We start from the raw sequence: 19394 nt of genomic DNA, 5'->3' as shown, positions 1-19394 counted from the left end.
CAATGCCCGGGGCCTGTCCCGGGCATTTTCGTGCGTCTAATAAGCTACCACTCTCCGGCACTTGGCCGGAATGATGCAGGGCGACTGGCGATCGGGAGAACAGCAGGCCGCAAACGAAAAAATCCCGCCTTGAAGGCGGGATTTTGAATTTGGCAAAAGGGGAAATGCGGTATCAGGCGCTTTCGGCGTATTCGGCACCATCCGGCTCGCGCAGCACGTAGCCGCGGCCCCAGACGGTTTCGATATAGTTGGCGCCGCCGGCAGCATTGGCGAGCTTCTTGCGCAGCTTGCAGATGAAGACGTCGATGATCTTCAATTCCGGTTCGTCCATGCCGCCGTAAAGGTGGTTCAGGAACATTTCCTTGGTGAGCGTCGTGCCCTTGCGGAGCGAAAGCAGCTCCAGCATCTGGTATTCCTTGCCCGTCAGGTGAACGCGCTGGCCGCCGACTTCGACGGTCTTGGCGTCGAGGTTGACGATCAGTTCGCCCGTCATGATGACCGACTGGGCATGGCCCTTCGAACGGCGGACGATGGCGTGGATGCGTGCGACGAGCTCGTCCTTGTGGAACGGCTTGGTCATGTAGTCGTCGGCGCCGAAGCCGAGACCACGGACCTTGTCTTCGATGCCGGCCATACCCGAGAGGATGAGGATCGGTGTCTTGACCTTGGACAGGCGGAGAGTGCGCAGCACTTCATATCCGGACATATCGGGAAGGTTCAAATCGAGAAGGATGATGTCGTAATCATACAGTTTGCCGAGGTCGACGCCTTCTTCACCGAGATCGGTGGTGTAGACGTTAAAACTTTCGGACTTGAGCATCAGTTCGATGCTCTGCGCGGTCGCGCTGTCGTCTTCAATCAGTAGTACCCGCATTATTATCCCCTTTACCGCCGCCGAAAGGTGGTCTGGCCCCCTACGCGATACCGAAATATGTCACTGCGTGATTTGGAAGCTGCCACGAAATGGTTAACAAATTCTATTCCACTCTGGCAAGAGGTAACGAATTTATTAAATATTTTGTCCATTCCGCTGTTTTCCAACGAGAATTCGCAAGACCGATTCCTTAACTTTTACATTAAGAACGGCCGCTAAGCGATTCATTCGACTCAGCAATGAAAAGGTTTCGGAAATCGCGTAGTGATGTTTACCGAGCCTTAAATCATCGGACCTATCATTAACGATGCCCGTAAACGAAAGGTTACCAGCGGTAGGTTTTTGTTAATACCGACGGAAATTTTTTGGGCAGACCGTCTCAAAGCGGTGCGCAAGGGGCAGTTTTAGTAAAGCCGGGATCTCGCATCACTGGAGTAATGCGTATGAAGTCGCGTGAGAGCCTAGTTCGCCTGAAGGAATTTCAGGTGAACGAAAAACGACGTCAGCTGCAGCAATTGCAGATGATGATGTCTGAATTCGAACGGATGACGAAGGATCTGGAGAGCCAGATCGTCGTCGAAGAGAAGAAGTCCGGCATTTCCGACCCGAATCATTTCGCCTACCCGACCTTCGCCAAGGCCGCACGTCAGCGTGCCGACAATCTTCAGGTCTCCATCAAGGAGTTGAAGATGCAGGAAGAGGCTCTGGAACAGGCGCTCGAGGAGATGCAGGCAGAATATGCCCGTGCAGCCGCCCTCGAGGAGCGCGACGGCGCGATTCGCGCCCGGGCGTAACGGTCTGGCGATGGACGCCGCCTGGCGTCCTGGGGAATCGCCGAAGAAAAAGCCACGTATGACGGGCAAGGTCCGTCATACGTGGCTTTTCGTGTTTTTTATTTCTCAGTTCACCACATCGCGCCATTCGTCGTGGCGCTGCGACTGTGCCTTGAAGAACGGGCAAAGCGCGAAGATCTTCCAACCGCCCTTGCGGGCTTCCTCTACGGCGTGCAGCGCCAGCGCCTGGCCGACGCCCTTGCCGCGCAATGCGTCCGGCACGCCGGTGTGATCGATGATGATGAGCTTTGGCGAGGTGCGGGAATAGGTCATCTCGGCCTCATGCCCCTCGACATCAACGACATAACGGCCGCCCGAGGCATTTTCTTCGTTGCGGATATCCATTCTATTGTCCTCCGAAAGAGATGCGTTGCCCGAACGTGGCATGGCGGGCAGGGGCCTACAAGCCGGAACGGGGGCGACGCAGTGTTCAACGGAGAAGGCTTGATGGTGAAATTGGCGCTGCTGAAGCCCGTGCTGCTGGTCGCGGCGCCGTTCTTTCTGGCGCTCGGGCTGGTCCTGCCGCTGATCCGCTTCGAGAAACTCTATTTTTTCGATGAGACGCCGTCGCTGATCGGGATCGTGGGATCACTCTGGAGCGGCGGCGACATGCTGCTTGCGGCGATCGTGGCCCTGGTCTCGATCGTTCTGCCGGTTTGCAAGATGATCGGCCTGGCGGTGGAGGCGACAGCGGCCGGTGGCGGAACCGGCAGCTGGTTTTATCGTCACGCCGTGCCTTACCTGTCCAAGTGGTCAATGATGGACGTGCTTCTGGTGGCGATCGTCATTGCTGCGGCGAAGACCACAGGGCTGGCGGATGCTTTTACGCAGCCGGGCCTCTGGTGCTATGCGGCCTCAACAATAATTTCGGGCCTTCTGCATTCCTTGAAGGGGAATGCGTCCGGCCCGAAATGAATTTGGCGCCAAAAGGCGATTAGTGACGGTACTGCTGGATACGCGTCGTGCGCAGGCCGGCCAGGCCGTGACTGCTGATCGACGACTGCCAGGACAGGAACTCTTCTACGGTAAGCGTGTAACGCTCACACGCTTCTTCCAAGCTCAACAGGCCACCGCGCACAGCCGCGACAACCTCAGCCTTGCGGCGGATAACCCAGCGCCTTGTATTCGGCGGCGGTAGATCCGCAATCGTAAGCGGGCTGCCATCGGGGCCGATGACATATTTTACTCGGGGTCGTATCATTTCGGTCATTGGGACTCTCTACACAACTCAAGACCACAAACGTCACTCTAGCCCGTCACATTTAAAAATTGCCTAAACCGGTCGTAAGAATTTGATAACAACTTTAAGTGCCGGAGCTACCCACCTCCGGCCGAACTTCCCTTACGTAAATTTGAGCCCGGTGCATGGCTCCCATGCGTAATAAATAATATCTATATTTCGCGGGAAGATTTATAAGCGCTGCAACATTACGAATGAGCGCTAGACCTCGTCTCCGTTCTTCTCGCAGCATTCAGTCATAGAATCACGCCGAAAGCTTCCGTCCACTGCGACGCGGAGCCTCGCTGTGCTCTTGCTGTTGTCCGGCGCCTTCAACGGCCTGCTGGAGCGGGAACGGACCGCAGGTCGCGATTGAGGAAAAAATCGATGACGAGACGGGAACGCGCAGTGCGTAACTGCGTAGACGATAACGCTTTTTCGCTTTCCACCACCACGCGCCAGGGCGATCTGAAGATCGAGTTCAAGCGCAGCCTTGAGCGCATGACCAAGGACGCGGGCTTCGATTTTTTCTTGCTCGCCTCGTTTCCGCGCGGAGATGCGACGGGCTTCGTTGAAAACCGGGTCGCAAGCAACTGGCCGCAGACCCTCGTCAATCTATACGAGGGCGCGGACATGTTTTACTGCAGCGAACTCGTCAATGCTCTGAAGCAGACGATCGTGCCAGTATATTGCAATGCGGGAACCTTTGGCGGGGCTGCCGCCAATCTAGAAAACCGCCGGTTGAACGCCGCCTTCCAGATGCATGGATTGCAGGCAACTTTCGGCTTTTCGCTACATGACGCTGATCTAAAACAATACATTTTTGCATTTTCCGGTTCGCGTCCTGCGCTGCAGCAGGAAGAGCAGATGGCACTTTTTTTCTCGGCGATGCAGGCGCTCGACCGCTTCAGCAGCGCCAATCGCGATGAAGTGGGCCCGGCGGAAAGCCTGACGCGGCGCGAAATCGAATGTCTGCGCTGGTCTGCGGCCGGCAAGAGCAGCGACGAGATCGCCATCATTCTCGACCTCTCCTCGCATACCGTCGTCGGCTACCTGAAGAGCGCCATGCGCAAGCTCGATTCGGTCAATCGCATGCAGGCCGTTGCCCGGGCACTGCGTTACCGGTTGCTCTGACCTTCAGAGCAGGATGGCGCTGATCTCCGTCTTTCCGGCGCCGAATTCATATTGCGCCGTTCCTGTATGCACGATCGACAGCCAGTCTCCGGCCGTAAGCTGGGCGAGGCCGAACGCCGTCTGGCGTGCCGCCGCGGTTGTGGTGACTCCGGCAACGGCTGCAAGTGCGGTGCTGCCGTTCGCTTCCAGCCGTGCGCCATAGGCCGATGAGGTCAGCGTGCTGACGGAGAGAAACAGCAGGTAGAGGCCGGAAGCCGGGACGATCAATCTGTTGCCGGTGCCGGACGGCACCGCGGCGCCCAAGGCGAACCCACCCTGCTGCGCATGCATGGCATTGAAGCCGGTGCGGGCGTTGTTGGCCGGGGTCGAAGTCCCCGCCGCAAGCGAAGCGCGCACAACCGGGCGCGCCGGTGTCCTGACGATGCCGCCGGCGGCAATCGCCAACGCTGTCTCCCATGCCGCGCCATCGCCGCTCACCTTGATCGAGAACTCGTCATTGCCGGCAAGCCCCATTTCCGCACGACCCGACCAGTTGGACTGGAAGAGAAGCGACGCGGTGTCGCCGGCCGACGCCTTGTTGACCTTCACCTGATGACCATGGCCTTCGTGATTGAAAAGGCTGGCAGGGGAGGAGATGGCGAGGCGGTTTTGCAGATCGGCTGTCGCGTTCAATCCGAGAAGCGGCAGGCTGGAGGGCGGTGGGGCAATATCGCTCCACGTGCCATCGACCAAAATCCGGAATTTTCCGGTGGCGGCAAAATGCGCCCGCCATCCCTCGCGCGGCACGATATAGAGCCAGGCGCCGTCCTGGCGGAACGCAAGCCGCCCCTGGTTCCCGGCCCAGATCCCTGCCGCGTCTGCTGCGATCAGAAAGCAGGTGCCTTCTTCCGGCGCTTCCGGCGGTGTCGAGGCTTCGCTTGTGATCGTCAGCTGGATGACCGCATCGATCAGCTGCAGCGCCTCGTTATGCGTCACATGCTTCTGTGCCTGGGAGGGCAGAATGTACGGGAGGGCAAGATTGGCGGTAATCTCGGACATGCAGCAATCTCCATTGCGCCGGGGCGTCGGGTGCTGCTGATCTTAGATCTACTGCAGCGGCCGGGGACGAAGGCCCGCTGCCGCAGTTGATGTTCAAGCTGATTCTTGCCCTGTTATGCGCGGCGAAGCGCGCGCTTTCGGCTTCCCCAGGAAATGAAATCCGGATTGACGAAGTCAGGCTCACCCTTTCGGCCGATCTTGCCGTAAGTCAGCGGCAGCCCGTCGAGCGTCAGGGTCGTGCCGCCAGCGGCGCGCAAAACGGCATCGCCCGCCGCCGTGTCCCATTCCATCGTCCGGGTGAAGCGCGGATAGACATCCGCCTTACCCTCGGCCAGCAGGCAGAATTTCAGCGACGAACCGATATTGGTGCATTCTGAAATGTCGTGCTTGGCCAGAAAACTGTCGGTCGCCGGGCTGTTGTGGCAACGGCTTGCCAGCGCCAGCCGGTGTTCCGGCTCGTCACGGACGGTCACGGTTTCGCGCCTGCCGACCGTGAAGTCTTCGCCGACATGCAGTTTCTCGGCGCTGCCCGATTCGCCGGCAAAGGCGACGCCCAGCGCCGGGGCATAGACGATGCCCGCGACCGGGATGCCGTTCTCGATATAGGCGATGTTGACCGTGAATTCCTTGCGCTTGTCGACGAACTCACGCGTGCCATCCAGCGGATCGACGAGGAAAAACGGCTTCTCGCCGATATCAGGGATATGGCCTGCAGCCACCGATTCTTCGGCAATGACGGGAATGTCAGGATATTCCCTGGTGAGATGCGCGAGAATGATCTTTTCGGCTTCGTGGTCGGCCAGCGTTACCGGCGTCTCATCGGCCTTCGTCGAGACGTGATAGCCCGCACGGAAAATCTCGATGATCTTCCGCCCTGCTTCGAGAGCTGCATTTTCGAATGTCGGCAACATCACGTTTCAGAATCTGTCGGACCGGGAAGGCCCCGGCGAAGCGTCGAATATAACTTTAAATATAAGATTGAGGCCAGCCTTTTGCACGCCGCGGAAAACCGCTATGAAAGCAGACAGGCGGCGGAATGGTTTTCACCCAATCGTCAGCCACATGGTCGGAATTTGCTTCGAATTCCATTTTTGTGGAATAGCTTTCGTTGGCCGGAACCGGTGCCGGATCACAAAAGCGCCGCAATGGTTAATCCACAGGTCGTTTCTGGCTAAATTTTTGTCATATAATGCCTTTTTAGTGTGGAAATTGATCCGTAACGCGCCATTTGCGTCCGTTTGAGCAAGAATCTGATTCAGCGCAGCCTTTTTGTCTTCACATTTTCCCTGAAAGCGCTATGCATGCGGCTACGAGGTTTCGATTTAAAAGCGGAGCCCTAACCAAAAAGAGATGCAGCCATGTTGGTTCGCATCCAGGGGAAATGACATATGGAGTACTTTATCCAGCAGCTCTTCAATGGGCTGACTCTTGGATCCATCTATGGTCTGGTCGCTATTGGCTATACGATGGTTTACGGCATTGTCGGCATGATCAATTTCGCCCATGGCGATGTCTTCATGCTTGGTGGTTTCGCTGCTCTTATCGTCTTTCTCGTTCTCACATCCATTTTCGCAGGTCTTCCGGTAGCAGTTCTTCTGCTGGCGATGCTTGTTGTTGCGATGCTGATGACGAGTTTGTGGAATTGGACGATCGAGCGAGTTGCATACCGTCCGCTGCGCGGTTCGTTCCGCCTGGCGCCGCTGATCACCGCGATCGGCATGTCGATCACGCTTTCGAACTTCATCCAGGTGACGCAGGGCCCGCGCAACAAGCCGATCCCGCCGCTGGTCACTTCGGTCTATGATATCGGYGGCATCTCGGTTTCGCTGAAGCAGATCATCATCATCGTCATCACGGTCGTGCTGCTCGCGGGCTTCTGGTACCTCGTCAACCGCACGGCGCTCGGACGTGCCCAGCGCGCGACTGAGCAGGACCGCAAGATGGCCGCTCTGCTCGGCGTCAATGTCGACCAGACGATTTCCATCACCTTCATCATGGGCGCCGCACTCGCTGCCGTCGCCGGTACGATGTACCTGATGTATTACGGTGTCGCCTCGTTCACCGATGGCTTCACCCCAGGCGTCAAGGCGTTCACGGCTGCCGTTCTCGGCGGTATCGGTTCGCTGCCGGGCGCAGTGTTCGGCGGTCTGCTGATCGGTCTCATCGAGTCGCTCTGGTCCGCCTACTTCACCATCGCCTACAAGGACGTCGCGACCTTCGCGATCCTGGCTTTCGTCCTGATCTTCAAGCCGACCGGTATTCTCGGACGGCCGGAAGTCGAGAAGGTATAATCGTCATGGCAAACATTGAAACTTCCGCAGGCAAGCCCGAGGCCGGGCTTGTCCAGAAGGGTATCCGTGAAGCTTTCTTCACCGGTCTCGTCTCGCTCGGCCTGTTCGTTCTCTATGTCGGTCTCGGCACGCAGCAGAACATCAACAACGAACTGATCATCGTCCAGCGCTGGGGCCTGCTTGCGATCTTCGTCGCAATCGCCGCCATCGGCCGCTTCGTCATGGTCGTCTTCATCCAGCCGAACATCAATCGCCGCAAGCTTGCCAAGGCAAAGCAGGGCGACCTCGATATCTCGACGGAAAAGAGCTTCTTCCACACGCACTTCCTGAAGATCGCGCTGGTTGCCCTGCTGCTTTACCCTGTTGTGATCTACGCGCTCGTCGGTGCGCAGGGCTCGCTGAAGTGGGTCGACAACTTCGGTATCCAGATCCTCATCTACGTGATGCTCGCCTGGGGTCTGAACATCGTCGTCGGCCTCGCCGGTCTTCTCGACCTCGGCTATGTCGCCTTCTATGCTGTCGGCGCCTATTCCTACGCGCTGCTCTCCAGCTATTTCGGCCTGTCCTTCTGGGTGCTGCTGCCGCTGTCGGGCATCTTCGCCGCGCTCTGGGGCATCATCCTCGGCTTCCCGGTCCTGCGTCTGCGCGGCGACTACCTCGCCATCGTGACGCTGGCCTTCGGTGAAATCATCCGTCTGGTGCTGATCAACTGGACCGATGTCACCAAGGGAACGTTCGGCATCTCCGGCATTCCGAAAGCAACGCTGTTCGGTATTCCGTTCGATGCGTCCGCCGGCGGCTTTGCTAAGCTGCTCGGCCTGCCGATGTCGTCTGCCTATTACAAGATCTTCCTGTTCTATCTGATCCTGGCGCTCTGCCTGGTCACGGCCTACGTCACCATCCGGCTTCGCCGCATGCCGATCGGCCGCGCCTGGGAAGCTCTGCGTGAAGACGAAATTGCCTGCCGCTCGCTCGGCATCAACACGGTGACGACCAAGCTCACCGCCTTTGCGACGGGCGCCATGTTCGGCGGCTTCGCCGGCTCGTTCTTCGCAGCGCGCCAAGGCTTCGTCTCGCCTGAATCCTTCGTCTTCCTGGAATCGGCCGTCATCCTTGCCATCGTCGTCCTCGGCGGCATGGGCTCGCTGACGGGTATCGCGATCGCCGCGGTTGTCATGGTCGGCGGCACGGAAGTGCTGCGCGAAATGGACTTCCTAAAGGTCGTGTTCGGTCCCGATTTCACGCCGGAACTCTACCGCATGCTGCTCTTCGGCCTCGCCATGGTCGTGGTCATGCTCTTCAAGCCGCGCGGTTTCGTCGGCTCGCGTGAACCGACCGCCTTCCTCAAGGAGCGCAAGGCGGTATCCGGAAGCTTCACCAAGGAGGGCCACGGCTGATGAGCCCTGTAGAAACGATGTCCAACGATACCCTGCTCAAGGTCGAGCACCTGTCGATGAAGTTCGGCGGCCTGATGGCCATCAACGATCTGTCCTTCGAAGCCAAGCGCGGCGATATCACCGCCCTGATCGGCCCGAACGGCGCAGGCAAGACGACCGTGTTCAACTGCATCACCGGCTTCTACAAGCCGACGATGGGCATGATCACCATGAACCAGAAGAGCGGAAAGCAGTATCTGCTTGAGCGCCTTCCGGATTTCCGCATCACCAAGGAAGCCAAGGTCGCCCGTACCTTCCAGAACATTCGCCTGTTCTCGGGTCTGACGGTCCTGGAAAACCTGCTCGTCGCCCAGCACAACAAGCTGATGAAGGCCTCGGGTTACACGATCCTCGGCCTGCTCGGCATCGGCAGCTACAAGAAGGAAGCTGCCGCCTCGATCGAGCTTGCACGCTACTGGCTGGACAAGGCCGATCTGACCGATCGCGCCGACGATCCGGCTGGCGATCTGCCCTACGGCGCCCAGCGCCGCCTGGAAATCGCCCGCGCCATGTGCACCGGTCCGGAACTGCTCTGCCTCGACGAACCGGCGGCGGGTCTCAACCCGCGTGAATCGCTGGCACTCAACGAGCTGCTGCGCAGCATCCGCGCCGATACCGGAACCTCGATCCTGCTCATCGAGCACGACATGTCGGTGGTCATGGAAATTTCCGACCACGTCGTCGTTCTCGAATACGGCCAGAAGATCTCCGACGGTACGCCCGATCATGTGAAGAACGACCCGAAGGTCATCGCGGCCTATCTCGGTGTCGAAGACGAAGAAGTTGAAGAGGTCATCGCGACCGTAGAAGGGGGCGCATTCTGATGGCTGGGGAACAGCTTCTTAGTGTTCAGGGTGTCGAGACCTATTACGGCAATATCCGCGCTCTCGCCGGCATCGATGTCGAAGTCAAGAAGGGTGAAATCGTCAGCCTGATCGGTGCCAACGGCGCTGGCAAGTCGACGCTGATGATGACGATCTGCGGCAGCCCGCAGGCGCGTACCGGCTCGATCATTTTCGAGGGCCGCGACATCACCAAGATGCCGACCCACGAGATCGCACGTCTGCGCATCGCCCAGTCGCCCGAGGGACGCCGGATTTTCCCGCGCATGACCGTTCTGGAAAACCTCCAGATGGGCGCGGGTCTGGATAACCTGAAATATTTCCATGAGGACCTCGAGAAGATCTTCGTGATGTTCCCGCGCCTCAAGGAGCGCCAGACGCAGCGCGGCGGCACGCTTTCGGGCGGTGAGCAGCAGATGCTGTCGATCGGCCGCGCGCTGATGGCCCGTCCGAAGCTTCTGCTTCTCGACGAACCGTCGCTCGGCCTGGCGCCGCTGATCGTCAAGGGGATTTTCGAGGCGATCAAGAAGCTCAACGAAACCGAAGGCTTGACCGTCTTCCTCGTCGAGCAGAACGCATTTGCTGCCCTCAAGCTTTCGCATCGCGCCTACGTGATGGTGAACGGCAAGGTGACGATGAGCGGTTCCGGCAAGGAACTGCTCGCCAATCCCGAAGTCCGTGCCGCCTATCTCGAAGGCGGGCGGCATTGATCCGGGCAGAAGGGAGACTTTGACATGCAGGGACTTTTCTTCGAACCGGATATGGGCGTCAGGACGGTTATCCGCGCGCTCGTCATGCTCATCGGTTTCTGGACCGCATGGCGCGCCGGAAAGGCCGCGGCCGAAGGCTGGAGCGATTACCCGCTGGTGATCGCCTATACCTTCCTGCTCGCCTGGGTGATGCAGTTCCTGCATCACGCGCTGTTCAACGGCCCGATGCTGAGCGCCTTCTTCTACATCATCGATTTCGTGCTGCTGCTCGTCTTCTCGACGGCCGGCTTCCGCTTCCGCCGCACCAATCAGATGGTCAACAACTATTACTGGCTGTACGAAAAAACTTCCGCCTTCTCGTGGAAGAACAAACATTGACAGCCCGTTGAAACTAGGCATGAATTGCCTCAGCGGCGGTACCCGGAAGTCTTGGACTTAAAACGGAAATCCGCCACTGATAAGAAATCGAAGGGCATGGCTCATGGCCGGCAAGGCACAACGCCACCGGTTCATGCCCCCAGAGAGGAACAGCTTTCCCGGCGCAAACGATGGTGGGTAATGCGCTGGGTCTAGGACCGGAACCCGCCCAAAAATTGGGAGTAAAAACATGAAGAAGTATCTTCTGTCAGCAGTAGCTCTTTCCGCGATGGTTGCTTTCAGCGGCGCTGCGCGGGCTGACCTGCTTGTTGGTGTTGGTGGTCCGCTGACGGGCCCGAACGCTGCGTTCGGTGCACAGCTTCAGAAGGGTGCCGAACAGGCAGCCGCTGATATCAACGCTGCTGGCGGCATCAACGGCGAGCAGATCAAGGTCGAGCTCGGCGACGACGTCTCCGACCCGAAGCAGGGCATCTCGGTAGCGAACAAGTTCGTTGCTGACGGCGTCAAATTCGTTGTCGGTCACTTCAACTCGGGCGTTTCCATCCCGGCTTCTGAAGTTTACGCTGAAAACGGCATCCTCGAAATCACCCCGGCTGCTACGAACCCGCAGTTCACCGAGCGTGGTCTCTGGAACACGTTCCGTACTTGCGGCCGTGACGACCAGCAGGGCGCGATTGCCGGCAAGTATCTTGCCGACCACTTCAAGGACGCCAAGATCGCTGTCGTTCACGACAAGACGCCTTACGGCCAGGGTCTCGCTGACGAAACCAAGAAGGCTATGAACGCCGCTGGTATCACCGAAGCCATCTATGAAGGCATCAACGTCGGCGACAAGGACTTCTCGGCCCTCATCGCCAAGATGAAGGAAGCCGGCGTTTCGATCATCTATTGGGGTGGTCTCCACACCGAAGCTGGTCTCATCATCCGCCAGGCAAAGGACCAGGGCCTGAAGGCAACGCTCGTATCGGGTGACGGTATCGTTTCGAACGAACTGGCCTCGATCGCTGGCGACGCTGTCGAAGGCACGCTGAACACCTTCGGCCCGGATCCGACGCTGAACCCGGCCAACAAGGACCTCGTCGAGAAGTTCAAGGCTGCCGGCTTCAACCCGGAAGCGTACACCCTCTACTCCTACGCTGCGATGCAGTCGATCGCAGGCGCTGCAAAGGCCGCTGGTTCTAACGATCCGGAAGCTGTTGCAAAGGCCATGAAGGAAAAGGGTCCGTTCCCGACCGTTCTCGGCGACATGTCCTTCGATGAAAAGGGCGACCCGAAGCTTCCGGGCTACATCATGTACGAATGGAAGAAGGGCCCGGACGGCAAGTACAGCTACTTCCCGCAGGCTGCGAAGTAAGCATCGCTTGCACGGTTCCGACCGTTTAGAGGAAGCCCGGTTTCGACCGGGCTTCTTTGTTTTTGGCGACGGTTTCGCGGCGGAGTGACGTTTTCAATCCAGGTGTGATGGGCTAGGTCTTGAGCCTCGCCTGGATCTAGAACGGAAGCTCATCATGTCCCGACCGCGCATTCTCGTCACCCGCCGCTGGCCCGCTGCCGCCGAGGCGGCACTCGCCGAACGTTTCGAGGTTACCCTCAACGAAGCTGACGTGCCGATGACCGCCGATCAGCTGCGCCAGGCGCTGGCCGACTACGACGCGGTGCTGCCGACCGTCTCCGACAAGCTGCCGGCATCCGTCTTCGAGGGCGAGATCCGTACGAAAATCCTCGGCAATTTCGGCGTCGGCTACAATCACATCGATATCACGTCGGCCAAAGCCAAGGGCATTGCCGTCACCAATACGCCCGGCGTTCTGACCGATTGCACCGCCGATATCGCCATGCTGCTGCTGCTCGATGTTGCCCGCCGCGGCGGGGAGGGTGACCGGCAGGTCCGCGCCAATAAATGGAAGGGCTGGTGCCCAACCCACATGATCGGCACCAAGGTCTCCGGCAAGACCGTCGGCATCATCGGCTTCGGCCGCATCGGCAAGGCGTTTGCCCAGCGCTGCCATTTCGGCTTCGGCATGGATGTGGTGTTCTACAATCGCTCCAAGGTCGATGAGGCCGAAGCGGCCCGTTATGGTGCGCGCCAGCTCGCCACCGTCGAGGACGTGCTTGCGGCCGCCGATTTCGTCTCGCTGCATTGCCCGGGCGGGGCCGAGAACCGGCATCTGATGAATTCGGCGCGATTTGCGGCGATGAAGAAGGGCGCTTTTCTGATCAACACGGCGCGCGGCGACGTGGTGGACGAGGCGGCGCTGATTGCGGCCTTGCGCGACGGGACGATCCGCGGGGCAGGGCTCGATGTCTACGAGGCGGAGCCGCAGGTGCCGGAGGCGCTGAAGGCGATGGAGAATGTGGTGCTGCTGCCGCATCTCGGCAGTGCGACGGAGGAGACGCGCACGGCGATGGGGATGAAGGTGGTGGAGAATGTCACGGCGTTCTTCGAGGGGCGGGAGCCTGCGGATAGGGTGGTTTGAGGGTTATCGGCTGAGGGTTGAGCGAGTCTGCTTTCGGGCTTCGAGCAAGAACGCCCCCCTCTGCCCTGCCGGGCATCTCCCCCACAGGTGGGGAGATGACTCGTAGCGGGCTCCCCGCTTTAAATGAAGGCTGCGGTTTTCAGGGCGGTATTTGTGAGGCGAGCGGTTGCGCCCAGCCAATCTCCCCACCTGTGGGGGAGATGCCCGGCAGGGCAGAGGGGGGCGTTCTTGCTCGAAGTCTCAAGACGAAAGCGACCCCCAACATCACCCCTCGTGCAGCACATGCGCCGCCTTCACCGCCGCCGACGCCCGGTTCTCCACCCCGAGCTTCACATAGATCTGCTCGAGATGCTTGTTCACCGTCCGCGCCGACAGCCCGAGAATTTCGCCGATATCCCGGTTTGCCTTGCCCTTGGCGATCCAGAGCAGCACTTCCGACTCCCGCTGGGTCAGCGAAAAATGCTGGCGCAGCACCGCGTCGTCGCTGCGCTGGCTGACGGCGGTGAGGCGGAAGAGGTATTCGTCGGGACCGATGGTGCCGAGGAAGGCGAGTTGCAGCACGGGTTGGCCCGCGTGGGTGACCGAGAAGGCGGTGTCGCGGCCGCTCCCCATGCGGTCCTTCATCCAGGCGGCGATATGCGCCGTCACCCCCTCCATGCCGTCGTCGCTGCCCATGGCAGCGTTGACGAGGCGGGTGGCCTGTGGTGTCGACCAGTGGATGCTGCCATTGCCCTTGACCGCCAGCAGATGGCGTCCAGCGGCGTCGAGGGCGACGCGGGCGCTCTGGGCGGAGCGGGCGTTGCGCAGATGGACGCGGATGCGGGCGCGCAGCTCGTCGATATTGATCGGCTTGGTCAGATAGTCGACGCCGCCCGATTCCAGCGCGTGGACGACATGTTCGGTCTCCGTCAGCCCGGTCATGAAGATGACCGGCACCTGGCCGACTGCGGCATTCGCCTTCAATTTGCGGCAGGTCTCGAAGCCATCCATGACGGGCATGACCGCATCGAGCAGGATGAGATCAGGGGTGATGCGCTCGACGATGTTGAGCGCCGCCGTGCCTGACGTGGCGATCAGCACGGAAAAACCCGACTGTTCCAGCGCGTCGGTCAGGAAGCCCAGCGCTTCCGGGGAATCATCGACAAGCAGGACGATATCGCGGGGATGGGCCGTGTCAGCCAATGGTCTCTACCTTTTCGTCGAAGCCGTGCAGGAAGGTCATGAAGCCGTCGAGATCGAAGGCGCCGACATAGGCTCTCAGTTCATCGGTGAATGGCTGATTTGCTTCGTCCTTGGCAAGGTCATTAAGCTTGGCTTCGATCCCCCTGATGTAGCCGATTTCGCAAAGGCGCATCAGTTCCTCGATATGCGCCGCACCCGGGCTGACGAGCGGCGGCCTGGCTGGCGCTGCAGGCGGCGGGGCGCTGTCAGCATAGGTCCATTTGAGGCCGAGATGCAGCGCGAGCTTGTCGCGCAGCTGCTTGATATCGACGGGCTTGCCGATCGCGTCATTGTGGCTGTCGTCGCTCTCGGCGGTCGCTGCGGCATCGCCGATGTTGGCCGAAAGCATCAAGATCGGTGACGTCTGGCCGCTTTCGCGCAGGCGCGATGCAAGCTGCCAGCCGCTCATACCGGGCATGGAGATATCGACGAGGAAGAGGTCCGGCTTGATGCCTTCGATCAACGTCAGGCAATCCGGTCCGCTGGCTGCCGTCAGCACCACGAAATCGAGCGGCGCCAGGATTTCCCGCATCATCTCGCGGTGATCCTCGTTGTCGTCGACGACGACGATGGTGCGGCGCGGGCCGTCATAGCTGACGATCTTCTTTTCCTGCGGCGGGGCGACGATTTCGCGGGTGACGGCGGAGAGCATCAGACGGACGCGGAAGGTCGAGCCCTTGTCCTTCTCGCTCTCGACCGAGATTTCGCCGCCGAGCGTGTTGGTCAGGAGCCGGGTGATGGTAAGGCCGAGGCCGAGCCCCGGCATCGGCCGGATGCTTTCGGCTTCGCCGCGCTGGAAGGGTTCGTAGATGCGGCTGATATCCTTCTCCGCGATGCCGCGGCCAGTATCGGAAACCGTGAAGGTCGCGACCTGGCTGCGATAGCCGATGTCGAAGGTCACCGTGCCCTCGTCGGTGAACTTGATGGCGTTCGACAGCAGGTTGACGAGAATCTGGCGCAGCCGCTTCTCGTCGGTGCGCACGAATTGCGGCAGTGAGGGCGAGCGATAGTGATGGAAGGTGAGGCCTTTCGCCTGTGCCTGCGGCCGGAACATGTCGACGATCTGGTCGAGGAAATCCTGGATGTTGATCTCGTTGGAATAGACCTGCAGGCGCCCGGCCTCGATCTTGGAGATATCCAGTAGCCCGTCGATCAGGCCGGAGAGGTGCTCGGCCGAGCGGCGGATCACCTTGATCGAGGATTGGCGCGGCGCCGGGATGGTTTCGTCGCGCTCGAGGATCTGGGCATAGCCGAGAACGGCATTCAGCGGCGTGCGCAATTCGTGGCTAAGGCCCACGACATAGCGGCTCTTGGCGCGGTTTGCGGCTTCTGCGGTTTCCTTGGCATTCTGCAGTGCTGCATCGGTCTTCTTGTGGGCGGCGATTTCCTTGAGCAGCAGCGTGTTCTGGCGTGAGGATTCTTCTTCCGCGACGACGCGGCTGTCGTGGGCGAGCACATAGAACCAGCAGACGACGCCGGCGATGACGGCGAAGACGAAGAAGACGATCAGGATCGTGCGGTTGACGACCTCGGCGGTCTCGGGGGACGCGGAGGCAACCTGATGGGCGATCATCGCCAGGATCGCACCGACGGCGGTCAGCGCCAGCACGACGGCGATGCCGTAGCGTCCCAGGCGGGTGGTGAGTTTCTCGATGACCGTTTCGGGCAGCAGCGCCTTGGCGACGGTGCCGATCTGCGCATTCAGCCGGGCGTTCGGCTTGCACATGTCGTGGCAGCGGCTGTCGAGCGAACAGCAGAGCGAGCAGATCGGCGCGGCATAGGCCGGGCACCAGGCCATGTCCTCGGGCTCGAAGGGATGTTCGCAGACAGAGCAGGTGATGCTGGTCAGGTTCTTCCAGCTGTGGCGCGGCTTGCGGGCCAGATAGTATTTGCCCCTGGTGCCCCAGGCGATCAGCGGCGAGGCGATGAGCGAGATGACAAGCGTGATATAGGGCGCCAGCGAGGCCGCGATCTCCCCGAAAGCGCCGAAATGGGCGATGAGTGCCACGGTCGCCGACAGCGTCATGGCGCCGAGGCCGACAGGGTTGATGTCGTAGAGATGGGCACGCTTGAACTCGATGCCGGGAGGGGCAAGGCCGAGCGGCTTGTTGATGAAGAGATCGGCCGAGATGGTGCATAGCCAGGCCATGGCGATGATCGAGAAGATGCCGAGCGTTTCTTCCAGCAGCTTGTAGATGCCGAGTTCCATCAGCAGCAGTGCGATGGCGACGTTGAAGATCAGCCAGATGACGCGGCCCGGATGGCTATGCGTCAGGCGCGAGAAGAAGTTCGACCAGGCGAGCGAGCCGGCATAGGCGTTCATCACGTTGATCTTCAGCTGCGAGACGACGACGAAGGCGGCCATCAGCAGAAGAGCGGCATTGTGCCAGGGGATCATATAGCCGAAGGCGGTCAGATACATCTGCGCCGGATCGGCGGCTCGATCTACCGGGACGCCAGCCGTGAAGGTCAGGACGACGAGGAAGGAACCGGCCAGCAGCTTCGGCGCGCCGATGATCACCCAGCCGGGACCGGCGAGGAAGACCGCAAGGCGATGGCGCCACTTGCGTTGACCATCTGGTGGCAGGAAGCGCAGGAAGTCGGCCTGTTCGCCGATCTGCGACATCAGCGCCAGGATGACCGCCGAGGCGGCGCCGAACTCGACGAGGTTGAAATCGGCGATAGTGCCCGGCGGTCCCGAGGCATGGCGGATGCCGGCGAAGGCCCGCCAGACATCGAATTTCTCCCAGTCGAGAAAGGCGATGAAGATGAAGGGCAGGATGTTCAGCACAATCCAGAAGGGCTGGGTCATCAGCTGGAAGCGGCTGATCAGCTTGACGCCGTGGGTGACCAGCGGGATCACCATCACGGCGCTGATGATGTAGCCGATCCACAGCGGTATGCCGAGCGTCAGCTCCAGCGCCCCGGACATGATCGACGCCTCGATGGCGAAGAGCATGAAGGTGAAGCTCGCATAGATCAGCGAGGTGATCGTCGAGCCGATATAGCCGAAGCTGGCGCCGCGGGTCAGCAGGTCGATATCGACGCCATGGCGGATGGCATAGCGGCTGATCGGCAGGCCGATGGCGAGCATGGCGATCGAGGCGACGATGATGGCGTAGAAGGCGTTGGTGGTGCCGTAGGACAGCGTGATGGCGCCACCGATCGCCTCCAGCGCCAGGAAGGAGATGGCGCCGATCGCCGTCTGCGAGATGCGTTGCGAAGAGAACTGCCGGGCGCTCTTTGCGGTGAAGCGCAGCGCGTAGTCTTCCAGCGTCTGGTTGGCGACCCAGCGGTTATATTCGCGCCTGACCGGAATGATGCGTTGCCGCGCTGCCATGCGTGTGCGCCGGTCCCTTCGTTCCGTTTGTCATTCTTCCGTAACATGGATGGGCGCGACGCTTAAGGGTGCGGCGCAGCATAAGCGTGCAGATTTAGCCCCGGTGCCTACGTCATATTACGTATGTGTTTTCGCAGTGCAGCACCGGATAGTCCCTTAAGCAACAGTTAACCGCCGGTTTCGGCCTGTTGTCGAACAAGAAGAGGGGATCACAAGATGAATCTGCGATCATATGTTTCAGGTGCCGTGCTCGGCGCCGTCATGTCGGCCACGGCCGCATTCCATGGGGCAGTCGCTGCCGACGACACGATCAAGGTCGGCGTTCTGCACTCGCTCTCCGGCACCATGGCCATCTCCGAGACGACGCTCAAGGACGCCATGCTGATGCTCATCGACGAGCAGAACAAGAAGGGCGGCCTTCTCGGCAAGAAGCTCGAAGCCGTCGTCGTCGACCCGGCGTCCGACTGGCCGCTGTTTGCCGAAAAGGCACGCGAGCTGATCGAAAAGGACAAGGTCGCGGCCGTATTCGGCTGCTGGACGTCCTCGTCGCGCAAGTCGGTTCTGCCGGTTTTCGAAGAGCTGAACTCGATCCTCTTCTACCCGGTCCAGTACGAGGGTGAAGAATCTTCGCGCAACATCTTCTACACCGGTGCTGCTCCGAACCAGCAGGCGATCCCGGCCGTCGACTACCTGATGGAGAAGGAAGGCGTGAAGCGCTTCGTTCTCGAAGGTACCGACTACGTCTATCCGCGCACGACCAACAAGATCCTGGAAGCCTATCTCGAATCCAAGGGCATTCCGAAGGAAGACATCATCATCAACTACACGCCGTTCGGCTTCTCCGACTGGCAGACCGAAGTCTCCAAGATCAAGGAATTCGGTTCGGCCGGCAAGAAGACCGCCGTCGTCTCGACGATCAACGGTGACGCCAACGTTCCGTTCTACAAGGAACTCGGCAACCAGGGCATCAAGGCAACCGACATTCCTGTCGTCGCCTTCTCGGTCGGCGAAGAAGAGCTTGCCGGCCTCGACACCAAGCCGCTCGTCGGCCACCTGGCTGCCTGGAACTACTTCGAGTCGGTCGAAAGCCCGGCCAACAAGAAGTTCATCAAGGAATGGCACGCCTACACCAAGAACGACAAGCGCGTGACCAACGACCCGATGGAAGCCGCCTATATCGGCTTCAACGCGTGGGTTAAGGCTGTCGAGGCTGCCGGCACCACCGATACCGACAAGGTTCTCGACACCATCATCGGTGTTTCCGTTCCCAACCTCTCGGGCGGCTATGCGACCGTGATGCCGAACCACCACATCACGAAGCCTGTTCTCATCGGCGAAATCCAGGGCGACGGCCAGTTCGAAATCGTCAAGCAGACACCTGCCGTCGTCGGTGACGAATGGTCCGATTACCTGCCTGACTCCAAGGACCTGATCTCCGATTGGCGCAAGCCGATGAACTGCGGCAACTTCAACGTTGCGACCGGCAAGTGCGGCGGCAAGGGGTCTTGAGTTAGCCGATCCGATACCTGCCTGATGCCTTCCGTCCGGACTTCCATGTTCCGGGCGGAAGCTCCGTCCCAAACGGTTGGTGCCCCAGAGGC

At 60.1% G+C, this 19394-nt stretch carries 18 protein-coding genes; 11 read left to right on the top strand and 7 right to left on the bottom strand.

The genetic code is table 11. The features are described 5' to 3' along the window. Window positions 1-172 precede the first annotated feature (172 nt). Window positions 173-874 carry a response regulator transcription factor CtrA gene (gene ctrA / locus AC1DJO_RS15315; RefSeq protein WP_112390401.1) on the bottom strand — a complete coding sequence of 234 codons (702 nt, stop codon included), beginning with the start codon at window positions 872-874 and terminating at the stop codon, window positions 173-175. Window positions 875-1317: 443 nt separating this feature from the next. Here ctrA and AC1DJO_RS15310 point away from each other — a divergent pair, with 443 nt between their 5' ends. Then, window positions 1318-1668, top strand: coding sequence for a flagellar export protein FliJ (locus tag AC1DJO_RS15310; protein WP_112390402.1), 351 nt, complete (start codon window positions 1318-1320; stop codon window positions 1666-1668). Window positions 1669-1773: 105 nt separating this feature from the next. Here AC1DJO_RS15310 and AC1DJO_RS15305 read toward each other — a convergent pair whose 3' ends face one another. After that, window positions 1774-2052: a GNAT family N-acetyltransferase gene (locus AC1DJO_RS15305; RefSeq protein WP_112390405.1), complete on the bottom strand. Its 279-nt coding sequence runs from the start codon at window positions 2050-2052 to the stop codon at window positions 1774-1776. Between the two features lie 102 nt (window positions 2053-2154). On the opposite strand from AC1DJO_RS15305, the gene AC1DJO_RS15300 reads away from it, so the two are divergent. Then, complete coding sequence (locus tag AC1DJO_RS15300) at window positions 2155-2622, top strand: paraquat-inducible protein A (protein WP_112516332.1); 468 nt, start codon at window positions 2155-2157, stop codon at window positions 2620-2622. Window positions 2623-2641: 19 nt separating this feature from the next. Here AC1DJO_RS15300 and sciP read toward each other — a convergent pair whose 3' ends face one another. Further along, entirely contained in the window at window positions 2642-2917 is a 276-nt protein-coding gene (sciP, locus tag AC1DJO_RS15295; RefSeq protein WP_034476390.1) for a CtrA inhibitor SciP, read from the bottom strand. Between the two features lie 396 nt (window positions 2918-3313). Between sciP and AC1DJO_RS15290 the strand changes: the two genes are divergently transcribed. Then, on the top strand, window positions 3314-4060 hold the full coding sequence (locus tag AC1DJO_RS15290; RefSeq protein ID WP_310293961.1) for a helix-turn-helix transcriptional regulator: 747 nt from the start codon (window positions 3314-3316) through the stop codon (window positions 4058-4060). Between the two features lie 3 nt (window positions 4061-4063). Here the strand turns inward: AC1DJO_RS15290 and AC1DJO_RS15285 are convergent, their stop codons facing one another. Then, a complete protein-coding gene (locus AC1DJO_RS15285) occupies window positions 4064-5098 on the bottom strand; it encodes a DUF2793 domain-containing protein (protein WP_477971486.1) in 1035 nt (344 codons plus the stop codon). A gap of 113 nt (window positions 5099-5211) precedes the next feature. Beyond that, the gene (gene cysQ / locus AC1DJO_RS15280) at window positions 5212-6009 is read right to left on the bottom strand and encodes a 3'(2'),5'-bisphosphate nucleotidase CysQ (RefSeq protein ID WP_477971484.1); all 798 of its coding nucleotides are present in this window, start codon (window positions 6007-6009) and stop codon (window positions 5212-5214) included. 477 nt (window positions 6010-6486) lie between these two features. On the opposite strand from cysQ, the gene AC1DJO_RS15275 reads away from it, so the two are divergent. The 7 genes from AC1DJO_RS15275 (at window position 6487) to AC1DJO_RS15245 (ending at window position 13232) form a co-directional block, all read left to right on the top strand. Continuing rightward, the gene (locus AC1DJO_RS15275; protein WP_112390410.1) at window positions 6487-7389 is read left to right on the top strand and encodes a branched-chain amino acid ABC transporter permease; all 903 of its coding nucleotides are present in this window, start codon (window positions 6487-6489) and stop codon (window positions 7387-7389) included. Between the two features lie 5 nt (window positions 7390-7394). Then, window positions 7395-8786: a high-affinity branched-chain amino acid ABC transporter permease LivM gene (gene livM / locus AC1DJO_RS15270; protein WP_477971482.1), complete on the top strand. Its 1392-nt coding sequence runs from the start codon at window positions 7395-7397 to the stop codon at window positions 8784-8786. Then, window positions 8786-9649: an ABC transporter ATP-binding protein gene (locus AC1DJO_RS15265; protein ID WP_112390412.1), complete on the top strand. Its 864-nt coding sequence runs from the start codon at window positions 8786-8788 to the stop codon at window positions 9647-9649. The genes livM and AC1DJO_RS15265 overlap by 1 nt, the downstream gene beginning before the upstream one ends. Then, window positions 9649-10377: an ABC transporter ATP-binding protein gene (locus tag AC1DJO_RS15260; RefSeq protein ID WP_112390413.1), complete on the top strand. Its 729-nt coding sequence runs from the start codon at window positions 9649-9651 to the stop codon at window positions 10375-10377. The genes AC1DJO_RS15265 and AC1DJO_RS15260 overlap by 1 nt, the downstream gene beginning before the upstream one ends. Before the next feature lie 24 nt (window positions 10378-10401). Continuing rightward, window positions 10402-10755, top strand: coding sequence for a DUF6867 family protein (locus AC1DJO_RS15255; protein WP_112390414.1), 354 nt, complete (start codon window positions 10402-10404; stop codon window positions 10753-10755). Between the two features lie 229 nt (window positions 10756-10984). After that, window positions 10985-12109 carry a branched-chain amino acid ABC transporter substrate-binding protein gene (locus tag AC1DJO_RS15250; protein WP_112538915.1) on the top strand — a complete coding sequence of 375 codons (1125 nt, stop codon included), beginning with the start codon at window positions 10985-10987 and terminating at the stop codon, window positions 12107-12109. 154 nt (window positions 12110-12263) lie between these two features. Further along, window positions 12264-13232 (top strand): 2-hydroxyacid dehydrogenase, encoded by a 969-nt coding sequence (locus tag AC1DJO_RS15245; protein WP_477971479.1) that lies wholly within the window; start codon window positions 12264-12266, stop codon window positions 13230-13232. A 264-nt stretch (window positions 13233-13496) separates the two neighbouring features. Here AC1DJO_RS15245 and AC1DJO_RS15240 read toward each other — a convergent pair whose 3' ends face one another. Together AC1DJO_RS15240 and AC1DJO_RS15235 are read right to left on the bottom strand one after the other, a co-directional pair. Then, entirely contained in the window at window positions 13497-14414 is a 918-nt protein-coding gene (locus AC1DJO_RS15240) for a response regulator (RefSeq protein ID WP_477971477.1), read from the bottom strand. Then, complete coding sequence (locus AC1DJO_RS15235) at window positions 14407-17793, bottom strand: hybrid sensor histidine kinase/response regulator (RefSeq protein ID WP_477971475.1); 3387 nt, start codon at window positions 17791-17793, stop codon at window positions 14407-14409. The genes AC1DJO_RS15240 and AC1DJO_RS15235 overlap by 8 nt, the downstream gene beginning before the upstream one ends. A gap of 216 nt (window positions 17794-18009) precedes the next feature. Here AC1DJO_RS15235 and urtA point away from each other — a divergent pair, with 216 nt between their 5' ends. Then, complete coding sequence (gene urtA / locus AC1DJO_RS15230) at window positions 18010-19302, top strand: urea ABC transporter substrate-binding protein (RefSeq protein WP_112538920.1); 1293 nt, start codon at window positions 18010-18012, stop codon at window positions 19300-19302. The last annotated feature ends 92 nt before the right edge of the window (window positions 19303-19394 follow it).

The organism is Rhizobium sp. 05N430 (genome assembly GCF_056396985.1).
Note: the sequence above shows the minus strand (reverse complement) of the source record. Positions and strands in the feature narration are given on the sequence as shown.